14 protein-coding genes are annotated in these 21,970 nt (G+C 43.8%); 6 read left to right on the top strand and 8 right to left on the bottom strand.

Features of this window, described 5'->3' with window-relative positions:
• The first annotated feature begins 106 nt into the window (after nt 1-106).
• The 4 genes from ACPD8L_RS02110 (at nt 107) to ACPD8L_RS02125 (ending at nt 5,599) form a co-directional block, all read left to right on the top strand.
• On the top strand, nt 107-1,474 hold the full coding sequence (locus ACPD8L_RS02110) for a TlpA disulfide reductase family protein (protein WP_129656010.1): 1,368 nt from the start codon (nt 107-109) through the stop codon (nt 1,472-1,474).
• Nucleotides 1,475-1,505: 31 nt separating this feature from the next.
• Nucleotides 1,506-2,447: an ABC transporter ATP-binding protein gene (locus ACPD8L_RS02115; RefSeq protein ID WP_129656011.1), complete on the top strand. Its 942-nt coding sequence runs from the start codon at nt 1,506-1,508 to the stop codon at nt 2,445-2,447.
• Between the two features lie 11 nt (nt 2,448-2,458).
• On the top strand, nt 2,459-4,771 hold the full coding sequence (locus tag ACPD8L_RS02120) for a Gldg family protein (protein ID WP_423941628.1): 2,313 nt from the start codon (nt 2,459-2,461) through the stop codon (nt 4,769-4,771).
• A gap of 99 nt (nt 4,772-4,870) precedes the next feature.
• Nucleotides 4,871-5,599 carry a hypothetical protein gene (locus tag ACPD8L_RS02125; protein ID WP_423941629.1) on the top strand — a complete coding sequence of 243 codons (729 nt, stop codon included), beginning with the start codon at nt 4,871-4,873 and terminating at the stop codon, nt 5,597-5,599.
• Between the two features lie 53 nt (nt 5,600-5,652).
• Here the strand turns inward: ACPD8L_RS02125 and ACPD8L_RS02130 are convergent, their stop codons facing one another.
• The 5 genes from ACPD8L_RS02130 to ACPD8L_RS02150 all read right to left on the bottom strand — a co-directional run bounded on the left by ACPD8L_RS02130 (nt 5,653) and on the right by ACPD8L_RS02150 (nt 10,584).
• A complete protein-coding gene (locus tag ACPD8L_RS02130) occupies nt 5,653-5,865 on the bottom strand; it encodes a hypothetical protein (protein WP_129656014.1) in 213 nt (70 codons plus the stop codon).
• Between the two features lie 200 nt (nt 5,866-6,065).
• Nucleotides 6,066-6,242, bottom strand: a complete 177-nt coding sequence (locus tag ACPD8L_RS02135) for a hypothetical protein (protein ID WP_207211137.1) — start codon at nt 6,240-6,242, stop codon at nt 6,066-6,068.
• Nucleotides 6,243-6,404: 162 nt separating this feature from the next.
• Complete coding sequence (locus ACPD8L_RS02140) at nt 6,405-7,661, bottom strand: tyrosine-type recombinase/integrase (protein WP_423941631.1); 1,257 nt, start codon at nt 7,659-7,661, stop codon at nt 6,405-6,407.
• A 272-nt stretch (nt 7,662-7,933) separates the two neighbouring features.
• The gene (locus tag ACPD8L_RS02145; protein ID WP_423941632.1) at nt 7,934-9,175 is read right to left on the bottom strand and encodes a dipeptidase; all 1,242 of its coding nucleotides are present in this window, start codon (nt 9,173-9,175) and stop codon (nt 7,934-7,936) included.
• A gap of 38 nt (nt 9,176-9,213) precedes the next feature.
• Nucleotides 9,214-10,584, bottom strand: coding sequence for a hypothetical protein (locus tag ACPD8L_RS02150; protein WP_423941633.1), 1,371 nt, complete (start codon nt 10,582-10,584; stop codon nt 9,214-9,216).
• A gap of 439 nt (nt 10,585-11,023) precedes the next feature.
• Here ACPD8L_RS02150 and ACPD8L_RS02155 point away from each other — a divergent pair, with 439 nt between their 5' ends.
• Nucleotides 11,024-13,213, top strand: coding sequence for a PAS domain-containing sensor histidine kinase (locus ACPD8L_RS02155; RefSeq protein WP_293300042.1), 2,190 nt, complete (start codon nt 11,024-11,026; stop codon nt 13,211-13,213).
• A 5-nt stretch (nt 13,214-13,218) separates the two neighbouring features.
• A complete protein-coding gene (locus ACPD8L_RS02160; protein ID WP_421809203.1) occupies nt 13,219-13,620 on the top strand; it encodes a response regulator in 402 nt (133 codons plus the stop codon).
• On the opposite strand, the gene ACPD8L_RS02165 is transcribed toward ACPD8L_RS02160, so the two are convergent.
• The 3 genes from ACPD8L_RS02165 to ACPD8L_RS02175 form a co-directional block, all read right to left on the bottom strand.
• Nucleotides 13,617-15,827 carry a DUF5916 domain-containing protein gene (locus tag ACPD8L_RS02165; RefSeq protein ID WP_423941635.1) on the bottom strand — a complete coding sequence of 737 codons (2,211 nt, stop codon included), beginning with the start codon at nt 15,825-15,827 and terminating at the stop codon, nt 13,617-13,619. The genes ACPD8L_RS02160 and ACPD8L_RS02165 overlap by 4 nt on opposite strands.
• A gap of 191 nt (nt 15,828-16,018) precedes the next feature.
• Nucleotides 16,019-16,909, bottom strand: a complete 891-nt coding sequence (locus tag ACPD8L_RS02170; protein WP_116219064.1) for a PorP/SprF family type IX secretion system membrane protein — start codon at nt 16,907-16,909, stop codon at nt 16,019-16,021.
• 30 nt (nt 16,910-16,939) lie between these two features.
• Nucleotides 16,940-21,964 (bottom strand): T9SS type B sorting domain-containing protein, encoded by a 5,025-nt coding sequence (locus ACPD8L_RS02175; RefSeq protein ID WP_423941637.1) that lies wholly within the window; start codon nt 21,962-21,964, stop codon nt 16,940-16,942.
• Nucleotides 21,965-21,970: the final 6 nt, after the last annotated feature.

Raw genomic sequence — 21,970 nt, forward strand, 5'->3', positions numbered from 1 at the left:
GGAATATGCTTTTAAATGTTACGACACCCTGGTTGATAAGGTTTAATTATCTGCGGGCCAGATGATAATGCTCGAAAGAAATACTAATCCATAATCTTAAAACACAATGAAAGCTATTTTAATGATCCGTTCAGCAATGCAAGTGTTGCTATGTTCTTGTTTGACTATTAGCGGATGGTCCCAAAGCACTAGCAATAAGGAATCAAGTGCGAAGGAAGCATGGGAAGAACTGGACAGTATCAAGAATTATTTTGGCACACCCGATAAGGGGTTATCGATTTTTGAAAGAAGACGGCACAATGATCAAATCGCATCCAAAAAAAGTAAGCTAGCAGCCTCTTTTTTAAGGGATTATCCCGACGACCCCCACTATGATGAGGTGCTGGACATGTATTTCCACCGCACCTTCACCCCCGATTTTATTGAAGATCAAATATCAGACAGCCTGTTAACAGAAATAAATAGGGTATCGGTCCAATATAGAGCGTCCAAAACTAGAGAGGAAAAGGCTGAGATTTATTCCAAATTCAACAGGGTTGTTCCAGTGGACCATCAAGCTATGGAGGAATGGCTTCGGTTTGGAAGGAGTTTGGCCGCTTCGAAATCCAATTCAGATGCGCCTATGAGCAAAAAAATGGGAATTGACCTGAAGGTGTTCTATAGGGATTTGGAATTGGCGCTGAAATACTACCAAGGACTGTACAAAGATCCTACGGAAGAAAATTATTGGGAACGGTTCGATCTCCACTATTGGGAAACCTTCCGCTTGAAAATGACCGAACTTCTAAACAAGTATTCAAATGAGGAATCGATCGCGACCACGGTCCAACGTTTCATAGGTTATGTATCAGGCTATGCTCCCTCCCTTCAGGAACCCTACTGGGCCCATTTTTTGGAGATAACAGAAAGTGGAAAACCCTTTTCCGATCAATCGGCCTTTACGGCCCTTCATGAAATAGCCAAGAAAAACATGGCAGCACTGGAAGTATTGAAGCATAGAAGTCCCGATGACCCCTTTCAACTGGAAGTTACGGATATGGGGGGCAATGTCATTGACCTTGAAGATTTTAGAGGGAAAGTCGTCCTCCTTGTATTCTGGTCCATTCGATGCCCCTACAGTATCAAAGAAATGCCACAGGTAGCCGAAATGTACAAGAAATACCGGGATAAAGGTTTTGAGATCATCGGAATCGCGGAAGAAGGTGAGGCTGCAAGGGAACATGTTATGGACATCACGGAAAAAGCGGATGCGACATGGCCCCAAGTCCTGGATAAGGGCAAGAAAGCTAAGGTCAATCACCATGCACTGTTCCAGATATCATCTTATCCCACAGTTTGGCTGTTGGACAAAGAAGGAAAAATAGTGGACAAACATGCACGGGGAAAACGACTCGAGCCCCTTATCCGCGAACATTTGGGGCTTGAGCCCTTGAAATTCAATTATAGAAACCCCTTTGAACCAAACAACGACTAGAATTAAAAGTAAGGTCTAAAAATTAATGGCAATGGAAAACGCAAGATTAAGAATAGAAAATCTCTCCCATCGGTACACCTCCCAATGGGCGGTCAAGGATGTAAGCTTCGATGTCACCCATAATGGCGTCATAGGGCTTCTGGGCTCCAATGGGGCCGGAAAATCAACGTTGATGAACACCATGTGCGGCACCCTTTATCAAACCAAGGGAGATATTTTTATCAACGGAATTGATGTTAGAAAATATCCCAAAGAGGCCAAAAAGCAAATTGGATTTTTACCCCAAAAAGCACCATTGCACCCTGATTTGACCGTTGATGAATATCTGTTGCATTGTGCAAAGCTAAGGCATACGGACAAGAAGATCATCCATGATGCCATTGAAGAGGCCAAACTCAAGTGCGGTATCATGCATTTCAGCAACAGATTGCTGCGAAACCTCTCAGGAGGATACCAACAACGCGTCGGGATCGCACAGGCAATTGTACACAAGCCTTCTTTTGTTGTATTGGACGAGCCAACCAATGGTTTGGATCCCAATCAAATCATAGAGGTCAGAAATCTAATAAAGAATATTGCCAAGGACTGTTCTGTCCTTGTATCCACGCACATTCTATCGGAGGTTGAGGCCATTTGTGACCACATAAAAATGATTGAGAACGGCGTTATGGTCTTTGAGGGAACCATCGAGGAATTCCACAATGTGATTGAGACCAATACAGCTCTGGTAAAGATGCGAACGCCACCTTCCATAGAAGAACTCGAAAAAATGAAAGGAGTGGATGCCGTGACCCCTTTGAATGCCAAGGGCGTGTTCCGTTTTAAGGTCAACAATGAAAAGGACACGCTTGAGAACATTGTCGAGCTGAGTATAAAAGGAGGGTGGCACCTGTACGAGATAACCGTCGAAAAGACTACACTGGAAGAAACATTTGCCGCCTTATCAAAAAAAGAATTTGTCAATCAAGTTTAAAACGAAAGAATATGAAAACAATCCTAAATATTGCGAAGACAGAACTGAAGAACTTGTTCTATTCCCCCATAGCTTGGCTGATTCTTATCATTTTTACCATACAGGCGAACATTACCTTTCTAGACATGTTTGAGTTGCTGTTAAAGTTTGCGGATTCAGGTAGGAGCTCATCTAATATCACAACAAGGATATTTACTGAACCTATGGGGGCCAGAACCGTGTTCATCAAAATACAGAACAACCTATTCTTATATATCCCCTTATTGACCATGGGATTGATGAGTCGTGAAATTAGCAGCGGTTCTATAAAGCTGCTGTTCTCTTCACCGGTGTCATCCTATCAAATTGTTTTTGGTAAGTATTTTGCCATGTTGTTCTATGGCTTGATCCTCATAGGAATATTATCACTGTCAGTAATTTTTGGAAGTATGGGGGTCAAAAATTTGGATGTTCCCTATTTGCTTTCAGGGTTATTTGGTGTATATCTATTGATATGTGCCTATTCCGCAATTGGACTTTTCATGTCCGCGCTCACGTCGTATCAGGTGGTGGCTGCTTTCAGCACACTCGCAATTTTGGGCGCGTTGAACTATGTTGGCACGGTTGGTCAGAGTATCGCATTCGTACGTGAGTTGACCTATTGGCTGTCAATGTCCGGTCGCACGGAGACCATGATTTCCGGTTTATTGACCAGCGAGGATGTTATGTATTTTCTAATAGTGGTCACTATATTTTTAGGGTTTACCATTGTTAAGTTGGAAGCTGGAAGGATACGGAAAAAGTTTGTGAACTTTGGTAGGTATGCCTTAATTCTGTTGATTGGTGTCGTGGGGGGCTTTGTCTTCTCAAGACCAACCATAAAAAGTTATTTGGATGTAACTGCAAATAAGCACAATACCCTTCGTGAGAACAGTCAGCGTATTGTCAAGAATATTGATGGTAAATTGATCATAACCACCTATGTGAACATTTTGGGATACAACATGTACTATGGGGTTCCCATTAGGGTCAAGGTCGATATGGAACGCTTCGAGAAGTATATCCGCTTTAAACCGGATATCGAACTAAAGTATGTTTATTACTGGGATACCCCAAGCAATAATCCTTACATCTACAGTCGATATCCAGACGATTCTGAAGCTGAAATGGCAAAAAAAGTGGCAGATCTCTATGACATAGATTTTAATGAAGTCTTAGGTCCGGATCAAGTAAAGGGCATGGGATTGAAAGAAGAGGATAACGTATTTGTAAGGCTTGTGGAGCATCAAGATGGAGAAAAAACATTTCTTCGGATTTTTAAGGATATGCAGGTCATGCCTGACGAGAAGGAAATCACCGTGGCCTTGAAGCGTGTCGACAAAAGAAGTATTACAGTGGGCTTTGTAAAAGGTCATGGTGAACGGGAAGTGTTCGGTACGGGAGACGCTGACTATAGCAGGGTCTCGGTTTTGAAAAATTATAGGGAGTCACTGATAAACAATGGATTTGATTTTGAGGAGATAGACCTGTCTCATGGAGATGTCCCGGCAAGCATTGATATTTTGGTAGTGGCCGATGCCAGGTCACCCCTATCAGAATTGGAACAGAAAAGATTGTATTCCTTCATAGGCAATGGGGGTAATCTGCTCATTGCTGCAGAACCCAACAGAAGGGAGCATTTGGCCCCTTTAGCCAAACATATTGGCGTCGAATTTATTGATGGGGTCATTGTGGAACCCAGTGAGAATTTTTCCCCCACTTTGGTCATAAATAACCTTACGCCCAAAATTCAGGAAGAAATCTCTTTTGTATTTGAACGTATGGCAATACGGAATGAAAAAGTGACAACACTCGAAGGTATGGGACTGGAATATGAGCTGGCCAAAGAAAAAGGGTATGCGGTTACCCCCCTTTTACAGACCAAATGGCGTGGCTGTTGGAATGAATTGGAATCCACAAATTTTGAGGGGGACAGCTTGGTTCAGAATACTGATGTTGGCGAAATTCAAAAACCTTATGAAATGGCCGTTGCACTGAGTAAACAAAAAGCTGGCAAGGTACAACGTATAGTGGTCTTGGGTGATGCGGATTGTTGGAGTAATAGTGAGGCATTTATGCAACGGGAAGATTTGGAAACCAATAATCCAAGATTTATGATGGGTATTTTTGAATGGCTCTCCAATAGTGAATTTCCAGTTGATGTGCGTAAACCGCAATTTCAGGACAATGGATTCAAAATCAGTCAGTCCACTATCAAAATATGGAAAATTGTGCTTGTCTGGTTGTTACCATTGGGAATTGCAATTACCTATTTGTCCATATGGCTGACAAGAAGAAAAAAATAGATTGATCGTGACCAAATTTCTTTGTGAATCAAATTAAGGATATGGTCAGAAGATATCTCTTACAATCAATTACAGTTTAACATTAAAAAAAATATTTTTATGAAACGAGTTTATACAGTTATTCTATGGGTATGCGCTGTTGGTATAGTATCAGCACAATCTGTAGATCAAATTATCGAAAACCATATCGAAAAAATAGGTGGGAAAGAGGCTTGGAGTAAAATAAAATCCATTCACTTGAAGGGAGAGTTCATTACTTCTTCGGGGTCTGATAAGATTCTTACCATTAGTAAATCGGGAAGGCTTTTAGGCAATAAGATAGTAGATGGGAAAAGGGTGGTACAGTTTGCTTTTGACGGGGAACATTTTTGGGACTATGATTTTGTCAAAGGTGAGTTGACCAAACGGAACTCCAAAATATCGTCCAAGGCCAAAAAAGAAGCCCAGGAATTTCCGCTGATGTTTGTGAAAGCAAAAGAACTGGGATATAGAATGGAGCTTATTGGTGAAGAAAAGATAATGGGGGAAGACTGTTATAAATTAAAGATTAACAAAGGAAAAACCTTTGTGAAAGGAAAAGAAGTTGATGATGAAGCCATTTCATTCATAAACAAGGACAATTATTTGGAAATGTTGGTGGAAAACCGAAACACAAGAAGTGATCATATGGTATATACCTATTATCAGGATTATAAGAATGTTAATGGGATCTTATTGCCCTTTACCATAACTTGGTTTATCAATGAGGTTCAACTGGCTATCAATGTTGAGTCCTATGTCTTGAATGCTGAAGTCGATGAAGCCCTTTTTGAGTTTGAAAAAAAATAATACCGATAAAGATAAATGGTCACTGGCAATATGGGTGGGGATGCTATCGGCGATCAAGCCAACCCCATCCATTTTCTTGTCAGTAAAAAGAAAGTGAAGATATGATCTTTGACCTGCTCCCGAATGGACTTCAGGGCCTTGCCAATCTGGTTTTCCACAGTCTTGGGGATATCCTCAACTTGGGCAATTATCAAATAGCTGGCATACCTTGTATATTGTTTTAGTTTCACGTAAAGAGAACATACATATTGTTTGGATGGGTCCATATGGGATAAGTTTTAATTTGTAGTTTAGTTAGGTTTTCGGAGGGTAATAATCTTATACCCCGGAGCTATGGACAGGATAAGAGCTCTCCGTGCGGTAAGGAAAACGGACAGACATAGTTCATGATAATTTTGATGTCACCACATTTTGACAGTTTGAACAAGACTCTTTTTTAAAGATCTTCATGATCATATTGTATTACTCAAAAAGAAGATTGTTCAGGATATACCTTAAAGATAGGTAGTGTCGCATTCAGGTCAGAATCCAGAAAATCGGTGACCATTGGGATAAGCACATCCGTCTTTCGGATCATCCCGATATGGGTGGTGTCGAGCAGGATGGCCAAACGGAATTTTGGATGCCCGTTAATATCGCCCATCTTTCCAGCTCCCTTGGCCCAGAATATAGTTAATTAGTGTTATTCACTGTTGGCCGCTCGTGTTCTCTACATTTTCTTTTATTAGCCATGGCTTAGATTAAAAATAGGCCTACAGAATGTGATCATACAAAAGGTATTTTGGAAAGTAAGTGACAAATCCTGCTATCCAACTACAAGAAGATTTGCTTCGTCCAAGGATTCATTGGTAAAACTTTTTAAGTAAATTTCAGTAGTGACCACGCTTTGATGCCCAAGAGCATCACTGATCATGGCGATGGAAAGACCCATATGTTTTGCTATGGTCGCCCATGAATGTCTTAGGTAATAGGTAGTCAGTTTTTCATCGATTCCAGCATCTTTGGCCAGTATTGCTAAATTTTTGTTGATGGAACTGATATCGTTCCTATATTTTTTGAACATTTTTGGAGACCCATCATTACCGATGGGAAAAACAAAATCATCAGGTTTTTTTCCTTGTAGATAATAGTCAAGGACTTTTTGGAGCGCAGGGACAATTTTCACTGTTATAGGGTCATCGGTCTTGCTACGGCCATAAAAGATATATCCGGAATGGATGTTTTTCACCCTCAACTTTGCCAAATCGATAAAATTCATTCCTCGGGCCATGAACATAGTGATAAAATAATTTTTGGTATGCCACATAATTGTTTCACATGGATACTCGACCTGCAATACCTTTAAAATGCTTTCTTTAGGAAGAGCTTTCTTTTTGACTCGCTTACTGGTCGGGATCTTATATCTTGTAAATACATTTCTTTCGGGAAAATATTCATCCTCGTTAATAGCGGCATTATAGATGGCCCTTGCCCCTCGCATATAGTTGCTTATGGTGTTGGTGACGTTTCCCCTGGACCTGTGTTCCGCCTCAAAGTCCTTAAGGAAGCGGACGGTTATCTGAGATAATTTCAGGTCTCTACCGCCGTTCTGGTCCATAAAGACCTTGATACAGTCCTTGTACCATTTGGCGGTGCCGGGCTTATTGGCCTTAAGCTTTCTTTGGATCAGGACTGCGCCGAATTCGGAAAGCGTGATGCAATTTTCATATTTCTGTTTGATCTCTGTTTTGTTGTCGTTTTCCCATGACCGCTTTATTTCATCTACCAGGGTGTCCACCGTTATGTTATCGATGTTCTCACCAAGGTCAAGGATGAGTCTCTTGGCCATCGTAAGCTTTTCAAACAACTCATGGTTGATAGCATCACAGTCAAGGTTTGAATTTTCCTTGACCGATCGTTTCAAGGTGCCTTCTTTTTCATTCCATCCCTTTGGAGATGTATAGTGAGACAACCTAATGATTCGAGCTTTTTTGTGGAATACTCTGACCGCAATGGGATATAATCCTGTAAATTTACTTTGGGATTCGGTCCTGGTGTCAAGTATGATCCGTGCTTTGGCCATAATAGTTAGTGATAGTGATGAAAGTAAGAAAATAAAAATGCACACTTTGTGCACACTTTTATCTCAATCCATTAAAACACAAATAACACTAACTATCAGTAAATGTGTATTTTAAGTATTTTCAAAATACTATTTTAATTGAAAAGCATCGATTTTTTGGGACTTCTAAGCAGACGGTCGAAGGTTCGAATCCTTCCGCGATCACCGATAAAAAAAGCAAGCTTTAAGCTTGCTTTTTTGTTTTGTACGATTTGGATTTTCCGCTCTTTCCTCTATCCTCCGGTTACTTCTCGAATCACACGCAGCCAGTTGAGACCAAGGATTTTCTTGATTCGTTCGTCGCTATAACCCAGCCTTTGCATGGCCATAGTGATTTGGGGAAAGTCACTAATGTCTTTGATTTCACGTGGTAGCTCCGGGCCACCATCCAAATCGGAACCGATGGCCATATGGTCTTCTCCCACTAAATTCACACCATAATCGATGACCTTGGCCAGTTGGTCCACATGCATCCAGTACTCATCAGGAATGGTTCCCTTGAAATTTAAAGGAACTTCTTTGGCAACCGCCCTATCTGCTTCCTCAAGGGTCTTTGCAAAATCCTGTACCGAGGATGGAGTGGTCTCATTTGCGGCCTTTTGCTGCCAACCAAAATATTTTGGATTGTTGAAAAGACTGCCAAAGTGAATCCCGATCACACCTCCTTTTGAGGCAATTGCTTTTGCAGCTTCGTCCGTAATACAGCGCGGGTGGTTCACAATACTATAAAATCCACCATGGCTGTAGGTGACCGGATGCTTACTGGCCTCAACCGTCTGTAGGATGGCATCATTGGAGGCATGGGCAACATTGATGACCATACCAAGCCTGTTCATTTCTGCAATGATCTCTTTGCCAAGATCGTTGATTCCGCCCCAACGGCTCACATCATTACAAGTGTCGATGAAGGCATTGGTTGTATTGTGAGCCGTCAACTGGATCGATCTAAGTCCCAAGCGATAGAGGGCTTGAAGCAATAGAATATCCCCATCAAGGTCGTAACCGCCCTCCAAATCCAGAAAAGCAGCCATTTTCCCTTTTTTGTTGATACGTTCTATATCGGAAGCATTGAGTGCCAATTCAATGACATCGTTGTTCTTTTCAATCTGTTCCAAAGCTAGATTGATCACACGAAAGGTGTTTTTGGTCTCCAATCTTCCCGGATAATAATGTTCCGGGGTATATACGGAGAAGAACATGGCATCTAGCCCCCCCTCTATGGCCCTTGGAAGGTCCACGGTACCATCCGAATAACGCTGCCCTATATCTGTTCCCATCAACAGTTCACGGGTCATGACATGGGTGTGTCCATCCATAACAAAAGCATTCCGGTGTAACTCGGGCATGGTTTGTTGGTCAAAATTCAAAGGCATTTTATTTCCCACAGCGGGAGTGGATAACAAGGATGTTATGGGAAAAACACTTCCAGCCAAGGGAAGCATGGATAAACTCTTTACTAGTTCTCTTCGTTGCATATGTGTATTGCTTTTTATCATTATTGTTGAGTCTTGCTCTATTCGCTAAACCCTCTTATGTACGGGCGACTTGGTGGCCGTTCCCCTGTATTGAATTGTGCTCCCCGAGTAGTGTGGTATTTCATATTGAGTACTGGGGTTTCAATTCGGCGACCTATCGGGGAATATTCACTGTTCTCCCAATTGGAATCCATATAGTGGTTTACAATGCCTGTAGACAATAGTAGTCGCTCTGCATGGAAAGGTTCTTTTTTGGTCACCATCATTTCGGTAATCCAGTGCGGTTGTGCATTAGAGGCATGATATTGGTCAAAAGGGCCGGCCCAACCCAGCATGGAGATGATAGTGGGGTCGTTTTGCCCTTCAATTTCACCGGCATAGGTCCATCCCACACCTCGGCCACCAATAACAGCAGCTAGGGTGCCATCATTATACTCTATAAGACACATATTGGTTTGGGGGTGCTGTTGAAAGTGTCCGGCTTCCAATTCAAATTTTTGCTCCACGGAACCCAATAGTTTGCGGGCCCATGGGGTGTTTTCCACCCATTTCCAGGTTTCCGGACCGCGTATGGATTGAACGGATTTCACACCTGTTTCTCCTCCTTTACGACGTTCCACAAAAGCCTGGAGTACATCTATGGCGTGGAAAATGGCACCTTCATCTGAGGTTCCGCCAAGTACGATGGAATGTTTTATAGGCGTGTCCACGGGAAGTTCCTTTTCAGGTTTCCGATAGTAAATGGGTATGGAGGAACCTCCGGTCAGAGGAAAGTTGAGCTCACGCGATTTGTCGAACATCCACTTGGCCTCGTCCCAATTATAGGAAAGGTGCTTGTCATTAAAAACGGGAACGGAACGGTTGCTCCGCTCAAAAACCCGAATAACCTGATTGTAGATCCACCAGCGGGGCAAAAGCCAATGTCCTTTGAGGTCGGTAGGGTAGTTTCCATGTTCCCCAACAATGACCACACCATCCACCGCAAGTTCATCACCACCAAGCGTCACGGCTTCGCCAACGGTATCAAAAATGGGAATGCCCTTGGCTTTGCATATTTTCTGGCCCAGACCACTTTCCTTAAGTTGGTGAATGTAAACGGAAACGACCTCTACACGTGACTCCATGTAAGCACCTTGCCACCAATAGCCATCCAACAACTTGGTAAAAATCCAATCTGCATGCGATCGGGTCGCGGCCCAATAGGTGGTAAGACATGCAATACGCACTTTTTTTTGTGGCTGCATTGGAATGGCACTGGAAGTCAATCCCATTAGTGCCGCTAAACCGGCCATTCCGGTCAGTCCCAATGCTTCGCGACGTGTAAAATGTGTTTCAGTTATGGTGGTTTCTGAGGTTGGGCATGAACCAGCCGCCCCGGCTTTGATTTCGAGCTGTTTCTTCGCTTTCATGGTTAAGGTTATCTTGTAAGTTCTATGGAGTGACTATAGTATTCCATCATTGCCTACAAGTTACTTATAATTCATGGTAACCCTTGGGAAAAGAAACAAATTGTTTGTTACAATTCCTTGTGTTTGAGGACTTATTAGTTGGAATAAATGAATTACGAAAGCTTTTGGCACTAATCCATGTTTTCAATTTTCCAAGAGAATTAATGAACATATCACCAAAAAATATCCTTTGATTTTCATATCCTTATATGAATTTTGATAAATCAAGTATAGACATTAAAAATGGATTTGGACCCATGGGTAAATATTTTTTGGAATAGTAAAGGATTAACATTGTTTCTGAATACTAGCACAGTTTTTTTTATCGTTATTGTAGGTAATCATGGCAAACTATTAGCGACATTTTTCCTAAATTTAGTTTAATAACCCAGCGTGCTACATGACGATTGACCAATCTCTATTTCAAAGGACCCCCGTTCCAATAGCGTTATTGGATACCCACTTAACTTTTGTGGATTTTTCAGATCGATGGCTCAACCATTTTGGGCTATCACGAAATTCCTTGGGAAAACCCTTTTTTGAATCCATGCCAAAATTGCCTGAAGAGCTAAAGTTGGACATCGATTATTGCTTGGAAGGTGTCAGTTTTAGGACGGATACCATGAGAGTGATTTTGGAAAATGGTGAAAGTGTATGGTACGAATGGAAGATAGATTCTGTAAAAGACGAAGATGATGTGGTAAGCGGGGTAATCCTGGTTTTGGAAGACATCACCGGGAGAAAATTGAATGAGACCCATTTGATCAAATCTCAAGAAGTGGCACGGATTGGCGGTTGGGAAGTTGAGTTGGTGAACAATGCCATTTACTGGTCCAGTATTACCCGCGAGATCCATGAGGTACCCGATGATTATATCCCTAACCTCAAAGATTGGATATTCTTCTTTAAAGAAGGTTACAGTCGGGACACCATAACCCAAATGGTACAGACAGGCATTGAGCTTGGAACGGCTTGGGACACGGAGCTCCAGATTGTTACTGCCAAAGGCAAGGAGGTTTGGGTAAGGGCCATAGGCGAACCTGAAATGATCGATGGAAAATGTGTTCGGATTACCGGAACCTTTCAGGATATTGAAAGGCGTAAAAAAGCTGAAATCGAATACAAAAATGTCAGTGAACGATTGGCATTGGCCACAAAAACTGCTGGAATCGGTATATGGGAATACGACATCCAAAACAATGAAATATTCTGGGACTCCAACATGTACATGCTTTATGGTATTGAGGCATCCAGTTTTGAGGGAGTATATGAAGCGTGGCAAGCCTGCGTACTTCCAGAAGATTTGGAAAAAACTTCCATGGAGGTACAAGACGCCATAGATGGGAAAAAGGAGTTCAACACCACGTTTAGGGTAAAATGGCCCAATGGAAAAGTCCGGTGGATAAAAGCCGAAGCTACAGTTATAAGGGATAAAGAAGGACAGGCCTTGCGAATGATTGGGGTCAATACGGATATAACCGAGTTAAAAACGGCCCAGTTGCAATTGGTTACCAGTGAAGATTCACTCCAAGGCGCTTTTGAGAACTCTTCCGTGGGGATGGCATTGGTAGGGATGGATGGTAGGTTCATTCAAGTGAACCAAAGTCTGTGCAATAGTTTAGGGTATACCAATTCGGAACTTTTGCAATTGACCTTTCAAGATATAACCCATCCTGACGATCTGGAAATAGATCTTGCCCTACTTCGGGAAGTTGTGGAAGGAAAACGATCCACGTATCAAATAGAGAAACGCTATTTTGATAAAAAAGGACAGTTGGTGTATGTACTTTTAACCGTAACTTCAGTAAAGAAAATAGATGGGAAAATCTCCCATTTTATATCGCAGATTGTGGATATTTCATCCCGGATCAATGCGGAAAAGAAGCTAAAGGGATTGTTGCAGTTGACCACCAACCAAAACAACAGCCTTCTCAATTTTGCACATATTGTTTCGCATAATTTGCGTTCCCATGCGGCCAACCTTACCATGATCAGTGAGTTCCTTTTGGATGAAACATTGGCCATGGAAGAACGCAAGGATACGTTGACGATGCTGGGCAGGGCTTCCCACGGGCTCAATGAGACCATTGCGCACCTTAATGAAGTGGTGCAGGTAAAACTGGAAACGGAAAAGAAACTAAAAGTGGTCCCCCTACAGAAAACCGTGAACAAGATTTTAATGGATGTAAACGCCTTGATTATTGAGAACAAGATCCAGGTCAAGGTAGATGTTCCAGATGAAATGAAGGTAAAAGGGGTGGTGGCCTATATGGAGAGCATTGTCTTGAACTTAGTGACCAATGCCATCAAGTACCGTGACCATAAAAAGGAATGTACACTCACCATTTATGCCAATGGAGAGGGGCAGTACATTGAATTGATGGTGGAGGATAATGGACTCGGAATTGATCTGGAGAGATATGGTCAAAAATTGTTCGGGATGTACAAAACCTTTCATGGCAATAAGGATGCTCGCGGCATCGGACTTTTTATCACCAAAAACCAGATAGAGTCCATGGGCGGACGCATAGAGGTTGAAAGTGAAATCAATATAGGGACAAAATTCAGGGTAAAACTATTAAAAGCGTAAAAACAATGGGCCAGTTGCAAAGTGCTTGTATTGTGGATGATGATCCCATACACTTATTTGGTATGAAGGTCTTGATGAAAAGACTGGACTTTTCCGATGAGGTATCGGTGTTCCAAAACGGACAAGAGGCCATAGATGGCCTTTTGGATATGTTAGGGGCCGGAAAGTCATTGCCTTCGGTTATTTTTTTGGATTTGAACATGCCCATCAAAGACGGTTGGGGCTTTCTGGATGATTTTGTGAAAATACCCCACCACAATAGGGAAAAGGTCACCATTTATGTGGTCAGTTCATCCATACACCCGTTGGATCAAGAACGTGCCAAAACATATGAGGTAGTGGGAAACTACATCATCAAACCTGTTAATGAAGAAGAATTGAAACAAATCTTAATCGGAGAAGATTAGAATTGTTTTAGGAAGTTGATTTTTACAATGGCCTGTTGCTCGGTTTGATTTCCGTAGAGGGTCTCATTGAAATCCCGATCGTTGAACACCAAATACACAAACGACAGCGGGCTGTATTCCCATGAAAAACGGATATTGATGTTAGTGAGGTCGTTTTCCGTATTCTTTTGAAGGAACCCTGACAGCTGGACCCTTGGGTTCAAGGCCAAACGGGATTCCAAACTGAACAGATCTACTTTTTTACTGATACTACCTGTTCCTACACCATCAAATTCAATTCGGTTAAAACTTCCGCCCAAGGAAATATGGGGAAGGGGAGAGTATCCTACCTGAGCATTGTACGAGGTCAAATCCCCATCAAAATAGCTGCCCCATTCTATTTCACCTCCAAAATTGAGCTTTTTGGAAGGGTCACTGTTCCCAAAAACCGAATGTTGTACGTAATCATATTCGCCCATGGGGACTGATAGGCCCAAAGGGGTAAAGGTTTCGGTCAGGTTTTGAAAAAAGCTGGTGATCTCATAACCAAAATTCCCTCCATTTTGAAGATTGAGGTACAATGGGTTTCCGGTTAACTGGCGCTCAATCAATTTTCCCGTGGAGGCTTGGTGATAAAACTGGGCATGTACACTGGGTTCATAGGCACGTAGCCATTGCTTAAAAGGCATCTTCTCACCTCGGAAGAACCGGGTGATTCCGGGGGTGGTTCCTATAACGTCACTTCTGGAGACAAATCCCATTTCCGGGTTGAAATCTTTGGTGATCACGGATTGGGTCCACCATGCTTTCCATTTATTGGAAGTATAGTAATATTGTGCAATCCCCGAAAAACCGCCACCGCCTATTTCCGTGTTTCCGGAGTAACTTAAAAGGGCGTTGATGGAATGTGGTTCCCCTAAACGTATAAAGGCATCCACAGTACCGGTAACATTGGTGTTCTCCGAACCATTCTTGGCGGTTACCAGTGCCCCGATGCGGTTCTGTTTTCCAAAATTCTCTGAGTATCTTCCTACCATGAAGTTGGTTCCGGACACCGTTGAATTTCCTGCTTGGCGAATATAGATCCCGCCATAATTTCTTCGTGAAGCCCTATGTACAAAACGTCCTCCAACATCAATGGGAAGCGGATTCCCTTCGTTGTCAAGCCCTATACTTCTACTAAAAAAGGGCTGTACCACCATGGATCCTCCCTGTGAACGGTCACCAGGACCCACATTGATTCCAAAAAGGGAAGCATTTTCAAGAAAGAATTGTCGTCGTTCTGGGAAGAATACCGAGAAACGACTGATATTGTTCACCTGACGGTCAACATCTGCTTGGGCAAAATCAGTGTTCACGGTAATGTCCAAAACATTGTTGGGGTCAATGGCCCATTTAAATTCGCCACCTGCTTTTACATCCGTATTCTCATCTTCAATATCAGGGTTGTTTCCCTTATACCGATTATAGGAGGTGAGGAGGTAGGGTTTTACTTGGATATTGGCCGTTGGTGGTGGGGGTTTCAGGTTGGTGAGCCTTCCCGCATAATCCATTCTCGCCGCACTGAACGAACGTGGAAATGGGGAGAAAGCGGTAATCTCGTTGGTCAATCTTCGGTTGCGATACAATTGAAAGCCCCAAATTTGGGTGGGGTCATCGGTCTTGGGGTATCTTAAAGTCTTCCATGGAATGGCAATTTCGGCAATCCAACCTTTGTCCGTCCGGGTAGTCCGGGTAGTCCACCTACCGTCCCACTCAATATCATAATACATGGCATCAAAGGATAGGTAGTCCCGTTGTACCCCATAGGGGTTGACCACTATGGACATGGCATTTCGCTCGTCATTGAACCCGTCAAAACAGAGGGTTACCAAATCATGGGTCCTAAAGTTAAAATCCCGTTTAAAATCTGTGGCCCGAATGGCTTTTTTTCCCAAGGAATCCTTGCAGAAAATCCCAAAATATAGATTGTCTTCGTCAAAAAGCACCTTGATTTCCGTATCGTGATTGGGAGCTTCACCTTGGTAAGGGTCTACCTGGGTAAACCTGGGGTGGGGCTTTGTTTTTGCCCAATCTGCTTCGTCCAGAACACCGTCCACTTTTATGGGACCCGAAGTCTCCATGGCTTCCAGCTTATTTTTATTTGGATTGGGTTTAAAAATTTCTACATCTTGGGAATAGGTCGTTAGGCTAACGAGAAAAAAGAACAATACGTAAAGGCGCTGCATTTTTGCAATTTGGTTGAATGCTGGCAAAGCTAAACAAAACGATGAGGTAAGGGGTAAAAATCTTGTTAGATATTACGGTATTGGGCATTAAGTTGTGAAACTCTCAACGAGAATAAGAAAACGTAAGTATATCCATAAAAAAATGCCCCATCAGATGAGGGGCATTTTTCAAGTATAAATCTACTTTGATTTTACATACGCAATCGCATGAAGAGTTCATGGGTATTGTTGTCCAAACCGTCAATGGAATTTTGGATGGAGGTCTCATAGGCATATCCCAAGTTGAAACCGTTGCTCACATTGAAGAGCACAAGTCCACTGATACTCTCATCATGGCGGTATGATGCCCCAAACTCAAAACGCTCCCCAAAGTCCAAGATACCGGTGACCTCCAAGGATATGGGGGAGGCATCTACATATCGGAACATTCCCATGGTCTTTAGGTCCAAGGTTTTTCCCAAGAAAAAGCTATAGCCTCCACTGAGGTAAGCATGCATACGGTCTGCGCCCAAATAGGCATTCCCATCTCGTTCCTGCAATCTATCAGGAGTGAGAAGTTTAGGGGCCGAAAGCGATACAAAATATCTGTCGTGCTTCATGTAAGCCCCTGCACCTACGTTTGGGGTAAACCTACTTTCATAGTCCGTTAGGGCCCCATCCTGTCCCACACCGTAGGTAACCAGACCATTGGTGTTCGCATCATAGGAGTTGGCGCTTCCCTTGATCCCGAAATAAAGCCTGTGCTCTTCATCCAGATCAATATAATATGAAATATCTATGGCCACCCATGTTTGCTGTTCTATAAAGGTACGGTCATTGAGAATGGATGCCCCCAATCCCACATTTTTTCCCATGGGCATACCAAAAATGGCACTTTGGCTCTCTGGCGCACCCTCTATACCGGCCCACTGACTCCGAATTCCCAATGAGAATTCGGCAGCTTCGGAGCTACCAGCAAAAGCCGGATTGTATATGTTCATGTTATACTGGTAAAAGGTATAGTTGGGGTCTTGTTGGGCACTCACCGTTGCGGTAAAAGCCATGGCCGCCAACAGTATCTGTAATTTATTAATTAGGTTCATGTCTGTATTGTGTGTTTTTTGTTGTTGTGGTTAATAGTTGATAAAGATCCAGCCTTGCAATGGAGCACTTCCATCTCCCAAGTCAATGATGTACAGGTACGATCCAGCAGGAAGCTTTTCATTTCTACTCTTGTAGAAACCTTCCCAGTTGTTTCGGTAGGACCTTGTGGCAAACACTTCATGGCCCCATCGGTTGTAGACCGATACCGTGTTATTGGGATAGTTGTCGATACCTGGAATGATCCAAGCGTCGTTGTTGCCATCCCCGTTGGGAGTAAAGGCCTGAGCGGGAACCAGGGTAGGCTCATCACTCGTTGGAAATGCATCGTCACCATCCACAACACCATCGTTGTCATCATCATCATCCAAACTATCTGGAATACCATCGCCATCTGTATCCAATGGAATACTTGAAGCATCGGTTGGGTCTGTTCCTTGCTCTATTTCAAGCTCATCGGAATAGCCATCGTTGTCATCATCGGTATCGGCGTTGTTTCCGATTCCATCCCCATCGGTGTCGATGGTTTCCGAGGCATCATTTGGGAAATCGTCTTCGCTATCGGGAATGCCATCGTTGTCGTCATCGGTATCCACATTGTCTCCAAGACCATCTCCATCATTGTCTTCATCGGTGACACCATCGTTGTCGTCATCATTGTCCTCATTGTCCCCAATACCATCTCCGTCTGCATCAGAATCCTCATTGGGGTCTGTTGGAAAGGCATCTTCAGAATCAGGGGTTCCATCGTTATCGGCATCATCATCGGCATTGTCTCCAACCCCATCTCCATCGGTGTCTGTATCCTCGGAATCATCTTTTGGGAACGCATCCTCAGAATCAGGGGTGCCGTCGTTGTCATCGTCGGTATCGGCATTGTCGCCAGTTCCGTCACCATCGGTATCGGTATCCTCGGAATCATCTTTAGGGAACGCATCTTCGGTATCAGGGGTACCGTCGTTGTCATCGTCGGTATCGGCATTGTCACCAGTCCCGTCACCATCGGTGTCTGTATCCTCGGAATCATCTTTTGGGAACGCATCCTCGGAATCAGGGGTACCGTCGTTGTCATCGTCGGTATCGGCATTGTCGCCAGTCCCGTCACCATCGGTGTCTGTATCCTCGGAATCATCTTTAGGGAATGCATCCTCGGAATCAGGGGTGCCGTCGTTGTCATCGTCGGTATCGGCATTGTCACCTGTTCCGTCACCATCGGTGTCGGTATCTTCTGAGTCATCCAATGGGAAATCATCGTCGGTATCAGGAGTTCCGTCGTTGTCATCGTCGTCATCGGCATTGTCGCCGGTCCCGTCACCATCGGTATCGGTATCCTCTGAGTCATCCAATGGGAAATCATCCTCGGTATCAGGGGTGCCGTCGTTGTCATCGTCGGTATCGGCATTGTCGCCAGTTCCGTCACCATCGGTATCGGTATCCTCGGAATCGTCCAATGGGAAATCATCGTCGGTATCAGGGGTGCCGTCGTTGTCATCGTCGGTATCGGCATTGTCACCAGTCCCATCACCATCAGTATCGGTATCCTCTGAGTCATCCAATGGGAAATCATCGTCGGTATCAGGGGTGCCGTCGTTGTCATCGTCGGTATCGGCATTGTCGCCAGTTCCGTCACCATCGGTATCGGTATCCTCTGAGTCATCCAATGGGAAATCATCGTCGGTATCAGGGGTACCGTCGTTGTCATCGTCGGTATCCAAATCGTTTGGAATTCCATCCCCATCGGTATCTTGGGCCGCTGCGATAGTTGCACTGTATGTAGTGGCACTCAACGCATCGGAACCATCTTTGACTTTAAATGAGAAGGAGGTATAATTGGCGCCAAATTCACCACTCGCTGTAGTGTATACCAATAGGGTTACATCATTGATCATATCATTGACCGAAACAGGGTTTCCGTTGTAGGTCAATGTACCTTTTGAAGGCAATGAGATAATTTGTATTCCATTGAAACCATCACTTGGGTCATCATCGGAAAAAGTAAAATCTTCCGCAGCAAATGTGTATCCTGCATCTTGAATGACATCTACGGATATATTACCTCCTTCAGGGACGTCATTTACATTGTTGATGGTAAGGGTAGCAGTCACAGTTTGTGTGAAGGATACCTCATCTTCAAAATTATAGGTGAAGCTATCCGAACCAGATTCATCCCCATCATGTTCATATGAAAAGGTTCCATCTGGATTAAAGGTAAAGGAAGCTGCATGCGATGGCCCTGAAATTAGATGGTACACCAAATCATCCCCGTCAATCTCCACATCGTTGGTGGAAACGTCCTCATTCAAAGTATCGTTTTCGTCCATGGTAAAGGTATCTGCATTTGCCACGGGCAAATCATCTTTGGGTAAAATGGATAGGGTAATGTTGGCTGTTACTTTCTGGCCTTGATCATCCAACTCATAGGTTACGGTATCCGTTCCATTTTCATTGGCATTTGCAGTATACACTACCTGATTGCTTCCATTGACCACGGCATTACCCTTGGTTCCCTGTACCGTAATGGTCACGGTTGGGGTAACGTTGGTATCGTACACATCATTAAAGAGCACGTCTATTGGACTGGAGGTGGTATCCTCGTCCAAAATGGCGAGATCGTCATCGGCACTTACCACCAGGGTAACATCGTATGGACCAAAGGTTGCTGTACCTACATTCCCGGCATTATCTTTAACTTCGGCATGGATGTACCAACCGGAACCTCCACTAGCGAATGTGGTAATCTTGGATTGACTGTTGCTCCATGAAGTCCACGCGGCATTATCGGTCGCTGGGGGAGTGGCACTCTGAATTTTGACAAAACGTTGTACATCAAAACCACTACCTCCGTTTTCATCGGCAAAAACCAATTGGATGTCCGTGTCGGTGTCCAGGTTGCCGCTGGAAGGCGTTGCAGTGATGGTAGGGTCTGTATTATCATCCACAATGGTCAGTGTGCGATAAAAAGGTTCGGACCAAACACCGGTATCGGTTTGTGTTCGAAGACTGATGATGTATTCTGCAGATATATTGTTGTAGGCCGAGAAATCGGTCATAGGAGTACCCGCATTGTAAATTTCCGTATCGGTAGGGTCACCGTCCGTATCATAGACCCGTTGGGTAACAATCCACTCTTGGGTGCTCAAAGTTCTACCGTAGGGATCTACAGAGTTATCCTCAATAGCAATGGTCATGCTACCTGTGTAGGTATTGAGCATATCCGGAAGAATGTTGAACTGGGCTATGGGAAGGTCACTTGAACCTCCTGAGCCTGAAGTTTTTTCCACATAGATACTGGTTGGACTACTCCAAGTTCCTTGGTGGTCCTGTACGCGTAGCATAACCAAATATTGGCCATCACTCACGGAATTCTTATCAAAAGCTCCCGTGTTCCAATCGTTTGTGGAGGCTGCATCCACGGATTTCCATTTCCATTCGGATTGGGCAATACCATTATTGGCACCGCCATCCAAATCATAGGAGGTATTGTTGATAAAACCGGTATCCCCGCTATACGTAAAACTAGCTACGGGCTTACGGTGGAAAAACAACGTCGTTGGTGCGGTGGGCAGGTCTTCGAAAGTAAAGGTATACTTACCCGGTTTTTCGTAGTATTCCGGTACGTCTTCGAGGTATAACCCGTTCCAAGACACTTTTCCGGTATTGTTGTCAAAATAGGTTTCATCATGGGTAATGTTCCAGCGACCACTTGGGTAACTGGCGTTGGCCGTATTGGTTTTAAGCTGGGCAGGGTCTACATCGATTTCAACCGATGTCCCGGCGATGAAGAATTCCCCGGCACTTACCGTACCAAATTGATATTGCTCGTAGATGTATTGGGCCATGTCATCGATCCATGAGTTCCAGCTTCCGGCATCCCTGTTGATGAATGTACCCTGGTCGTTGTTTTGTGTAATGAAACGCTCAAATTGGGCCTCATTGGTATTGGTACCCCAACCAATGTAGTGGATGTCCTCATTGATGGTTCGCATCAAGATTTCCGATAGGTCGGTATCAGAATCAAAATCCGCAACCTCAAGATCGTCCAAGTTTACGTTGAAACGCAAGGCACTGTTTCGCCATTGGGGCTCACGCAGTACATCTTTAAAGGCACGAAGTTCCAATTTTTCAATGTTGATGTCCTTGAAATAAGCCCCGGATTGTTCGTGTACGTAAAAACCATAGCTACCTTGGGCATGGGTAGTGTCATCAAAATTAAAGGCTTCCACCCAATCGGTTCCGGCAGTACCACCACCACCTCTCCTTGAGATTTTGATGTTATTGCCATTCAAATCAATTTTAAAATCTATGGTCTGGCCATTGAAGTATGCAGCAAACATGTCCGCCCTAGTTCCGTTCCACCCATAAGTGGCAGAACCGGAGTTTCCACTATTGGTGTTCAGGGCCAATACGGTTATGGAGCCGTTCTGAACTTTAATAATGGCCTCGGCAGGATCACCGTCGGTACCATAACCGCTAATATTACCACAAGCTGAGTGGTTGTCTATAATGTAGGCATAGAAGTTTTGGTTGTCCACTTTTCTAAAAATAAAACCTACCTCACCGTGAGCGTAAGGAGCTTCACTGAGTCCCCAGGTTGCTGAAATGGAGCCGTCAGCGATATCCCCTGTGGGGTCATACATGGCAAACCCCCATCCGTAGGAAGTATATCTGCCCACAAAATCTGCAATGACCCGGTTTGTTCCTGAGTCAAAAGAGAAATAGTCCCCAGTATAGGAGTTGTGTACGGGTGGCTCTGTTCCATTGAAGTTCATTTTGTTCCAGCTATTGAAGATGTCGCTGGCATCTGCTTGGTCCGAGGATATGGAGCTTCGTTGAAAAGCCTCTACCCTTAGTTTTCCCAAGGGAATTCCTTTTAAGTGCATGGCTTGTTCCAGGTCGTCCTCGAAAGTGGATAGGTCCACGTTGGCCGATCCAACGGTAACCATTACATCCACATTGGGTCCTTGTTGTACGGTCATATCCACAGTTTGGGCCTTTACTGTCCCTGCCAGTAGAAATAGTACGAAAAGCGATAAAAAGCTTGTAAAAGTCTGTTTCATGGTCGG

The sequence above is a fragment of the Flagellimonas algicida genome (genome assembly GCF_049629585.1).
GTDB lineage: Bacteria > Bacteroidota > Bacteroidia > Flavobacteriales > Flavobacteriaceae > Flagellimonas.

Coding starts and splice junctions, on each gene's coding strand:
- ACPD8L_RS02115 (WP_129656011.1), top strand. CDS start 1,506: ATGGAAAACGCAAGATTAAGAATAGAAAATCTCTCCCATCGGTACACC.
- ACPD8L_RS02175 (WP_423941637.1), bottom strand. CDS start 21,964: ATGAAACAGACTTTTACAAGCTTTTTATCGCTTTTCGTACTATTTCTA.
- ACPD8L_RS02165 (WP_423941635.1), bottom strand. CDS start 15,827: ATGCAGCGCCTTTACGTATTGTTCTTTTTTCTCGTTAGCCTAACGACC.
- ACPD8L_RS02155 (WP_293300042.1), top strand. CDS start 11,024: ATGACGATTGACCAATCTCTATTTCAAAGGACCCCCGTTCCAATAGCG.
- ACPD8L_RS02120 (WP_423941628.1), top strand. CDS start 2,459: ATGAAAACAATCCTAAATATTGCGAAGACAGAACTGAAGAACTTGTTC.
- ACPD8L_RS02130 (WP_129656014.1), bottom strand. CDS start 5,865: ATGGACCCATCCAAACAATATGTATGTTCTCTTTACGTGAAACTAAAA.
- ACPD8L_RS02135 (WP_207211137.1), bottom strand. CDS start 6,242: ATGGGCGATATTAACGGGCATCCAAAATTCCGTTTGGCCATCCTGCTC.
- ACPD8L_RS02170 (WP_116219064.1), bottom strand. CDS start 16,909: ATGAACCTAATTAATAAATTACAGATACTGTTGGCGGCCATGGCTTTT.
- ACPD8L_RS02145 (WP_423941632.1), bottom strand. CDS start 9,175: ATGCAACGAAGAGAACTAGTAAAGAGTTTATCCATGCTTCCCTTGGCT.
- ACPD8L_RS02125 (WP_423941629.1), top strand. CDS start 4,871: ATGAAACGAGTTTATACAGTTATTCTATGGGTATGCGCTGTTGGTATA.
- ACPD8L_RS02140 (WP_423941631.1), bottom strand. CDS start 7,661: ATGGCCAAAGCACGGATCATACTTGACACCAGGACCGAATCCCAAAGT.
- ACPD8L_RS02150 (WP_423941633.1), bottom strand. CDS start 10,584: ATGAAAGCGAAGAAACAGCTCGAAATCAAAGCCGGGGCGGCTGGTTCA.
- ACPD8L_RS02160 (WP_421809203.1), top strand. CDS start 13,219: ATGGGCCAGTTGCAAAGTGCTTGTATTGTGGATGATGATCCCATACAC.
- ACPD8L_RS02110 (WP_129656010.1), top strand. CDS start 107: ATGAAAGCTATTTTAATGATCCGTTCAGCAATGCAAGTGTTGCTATGT.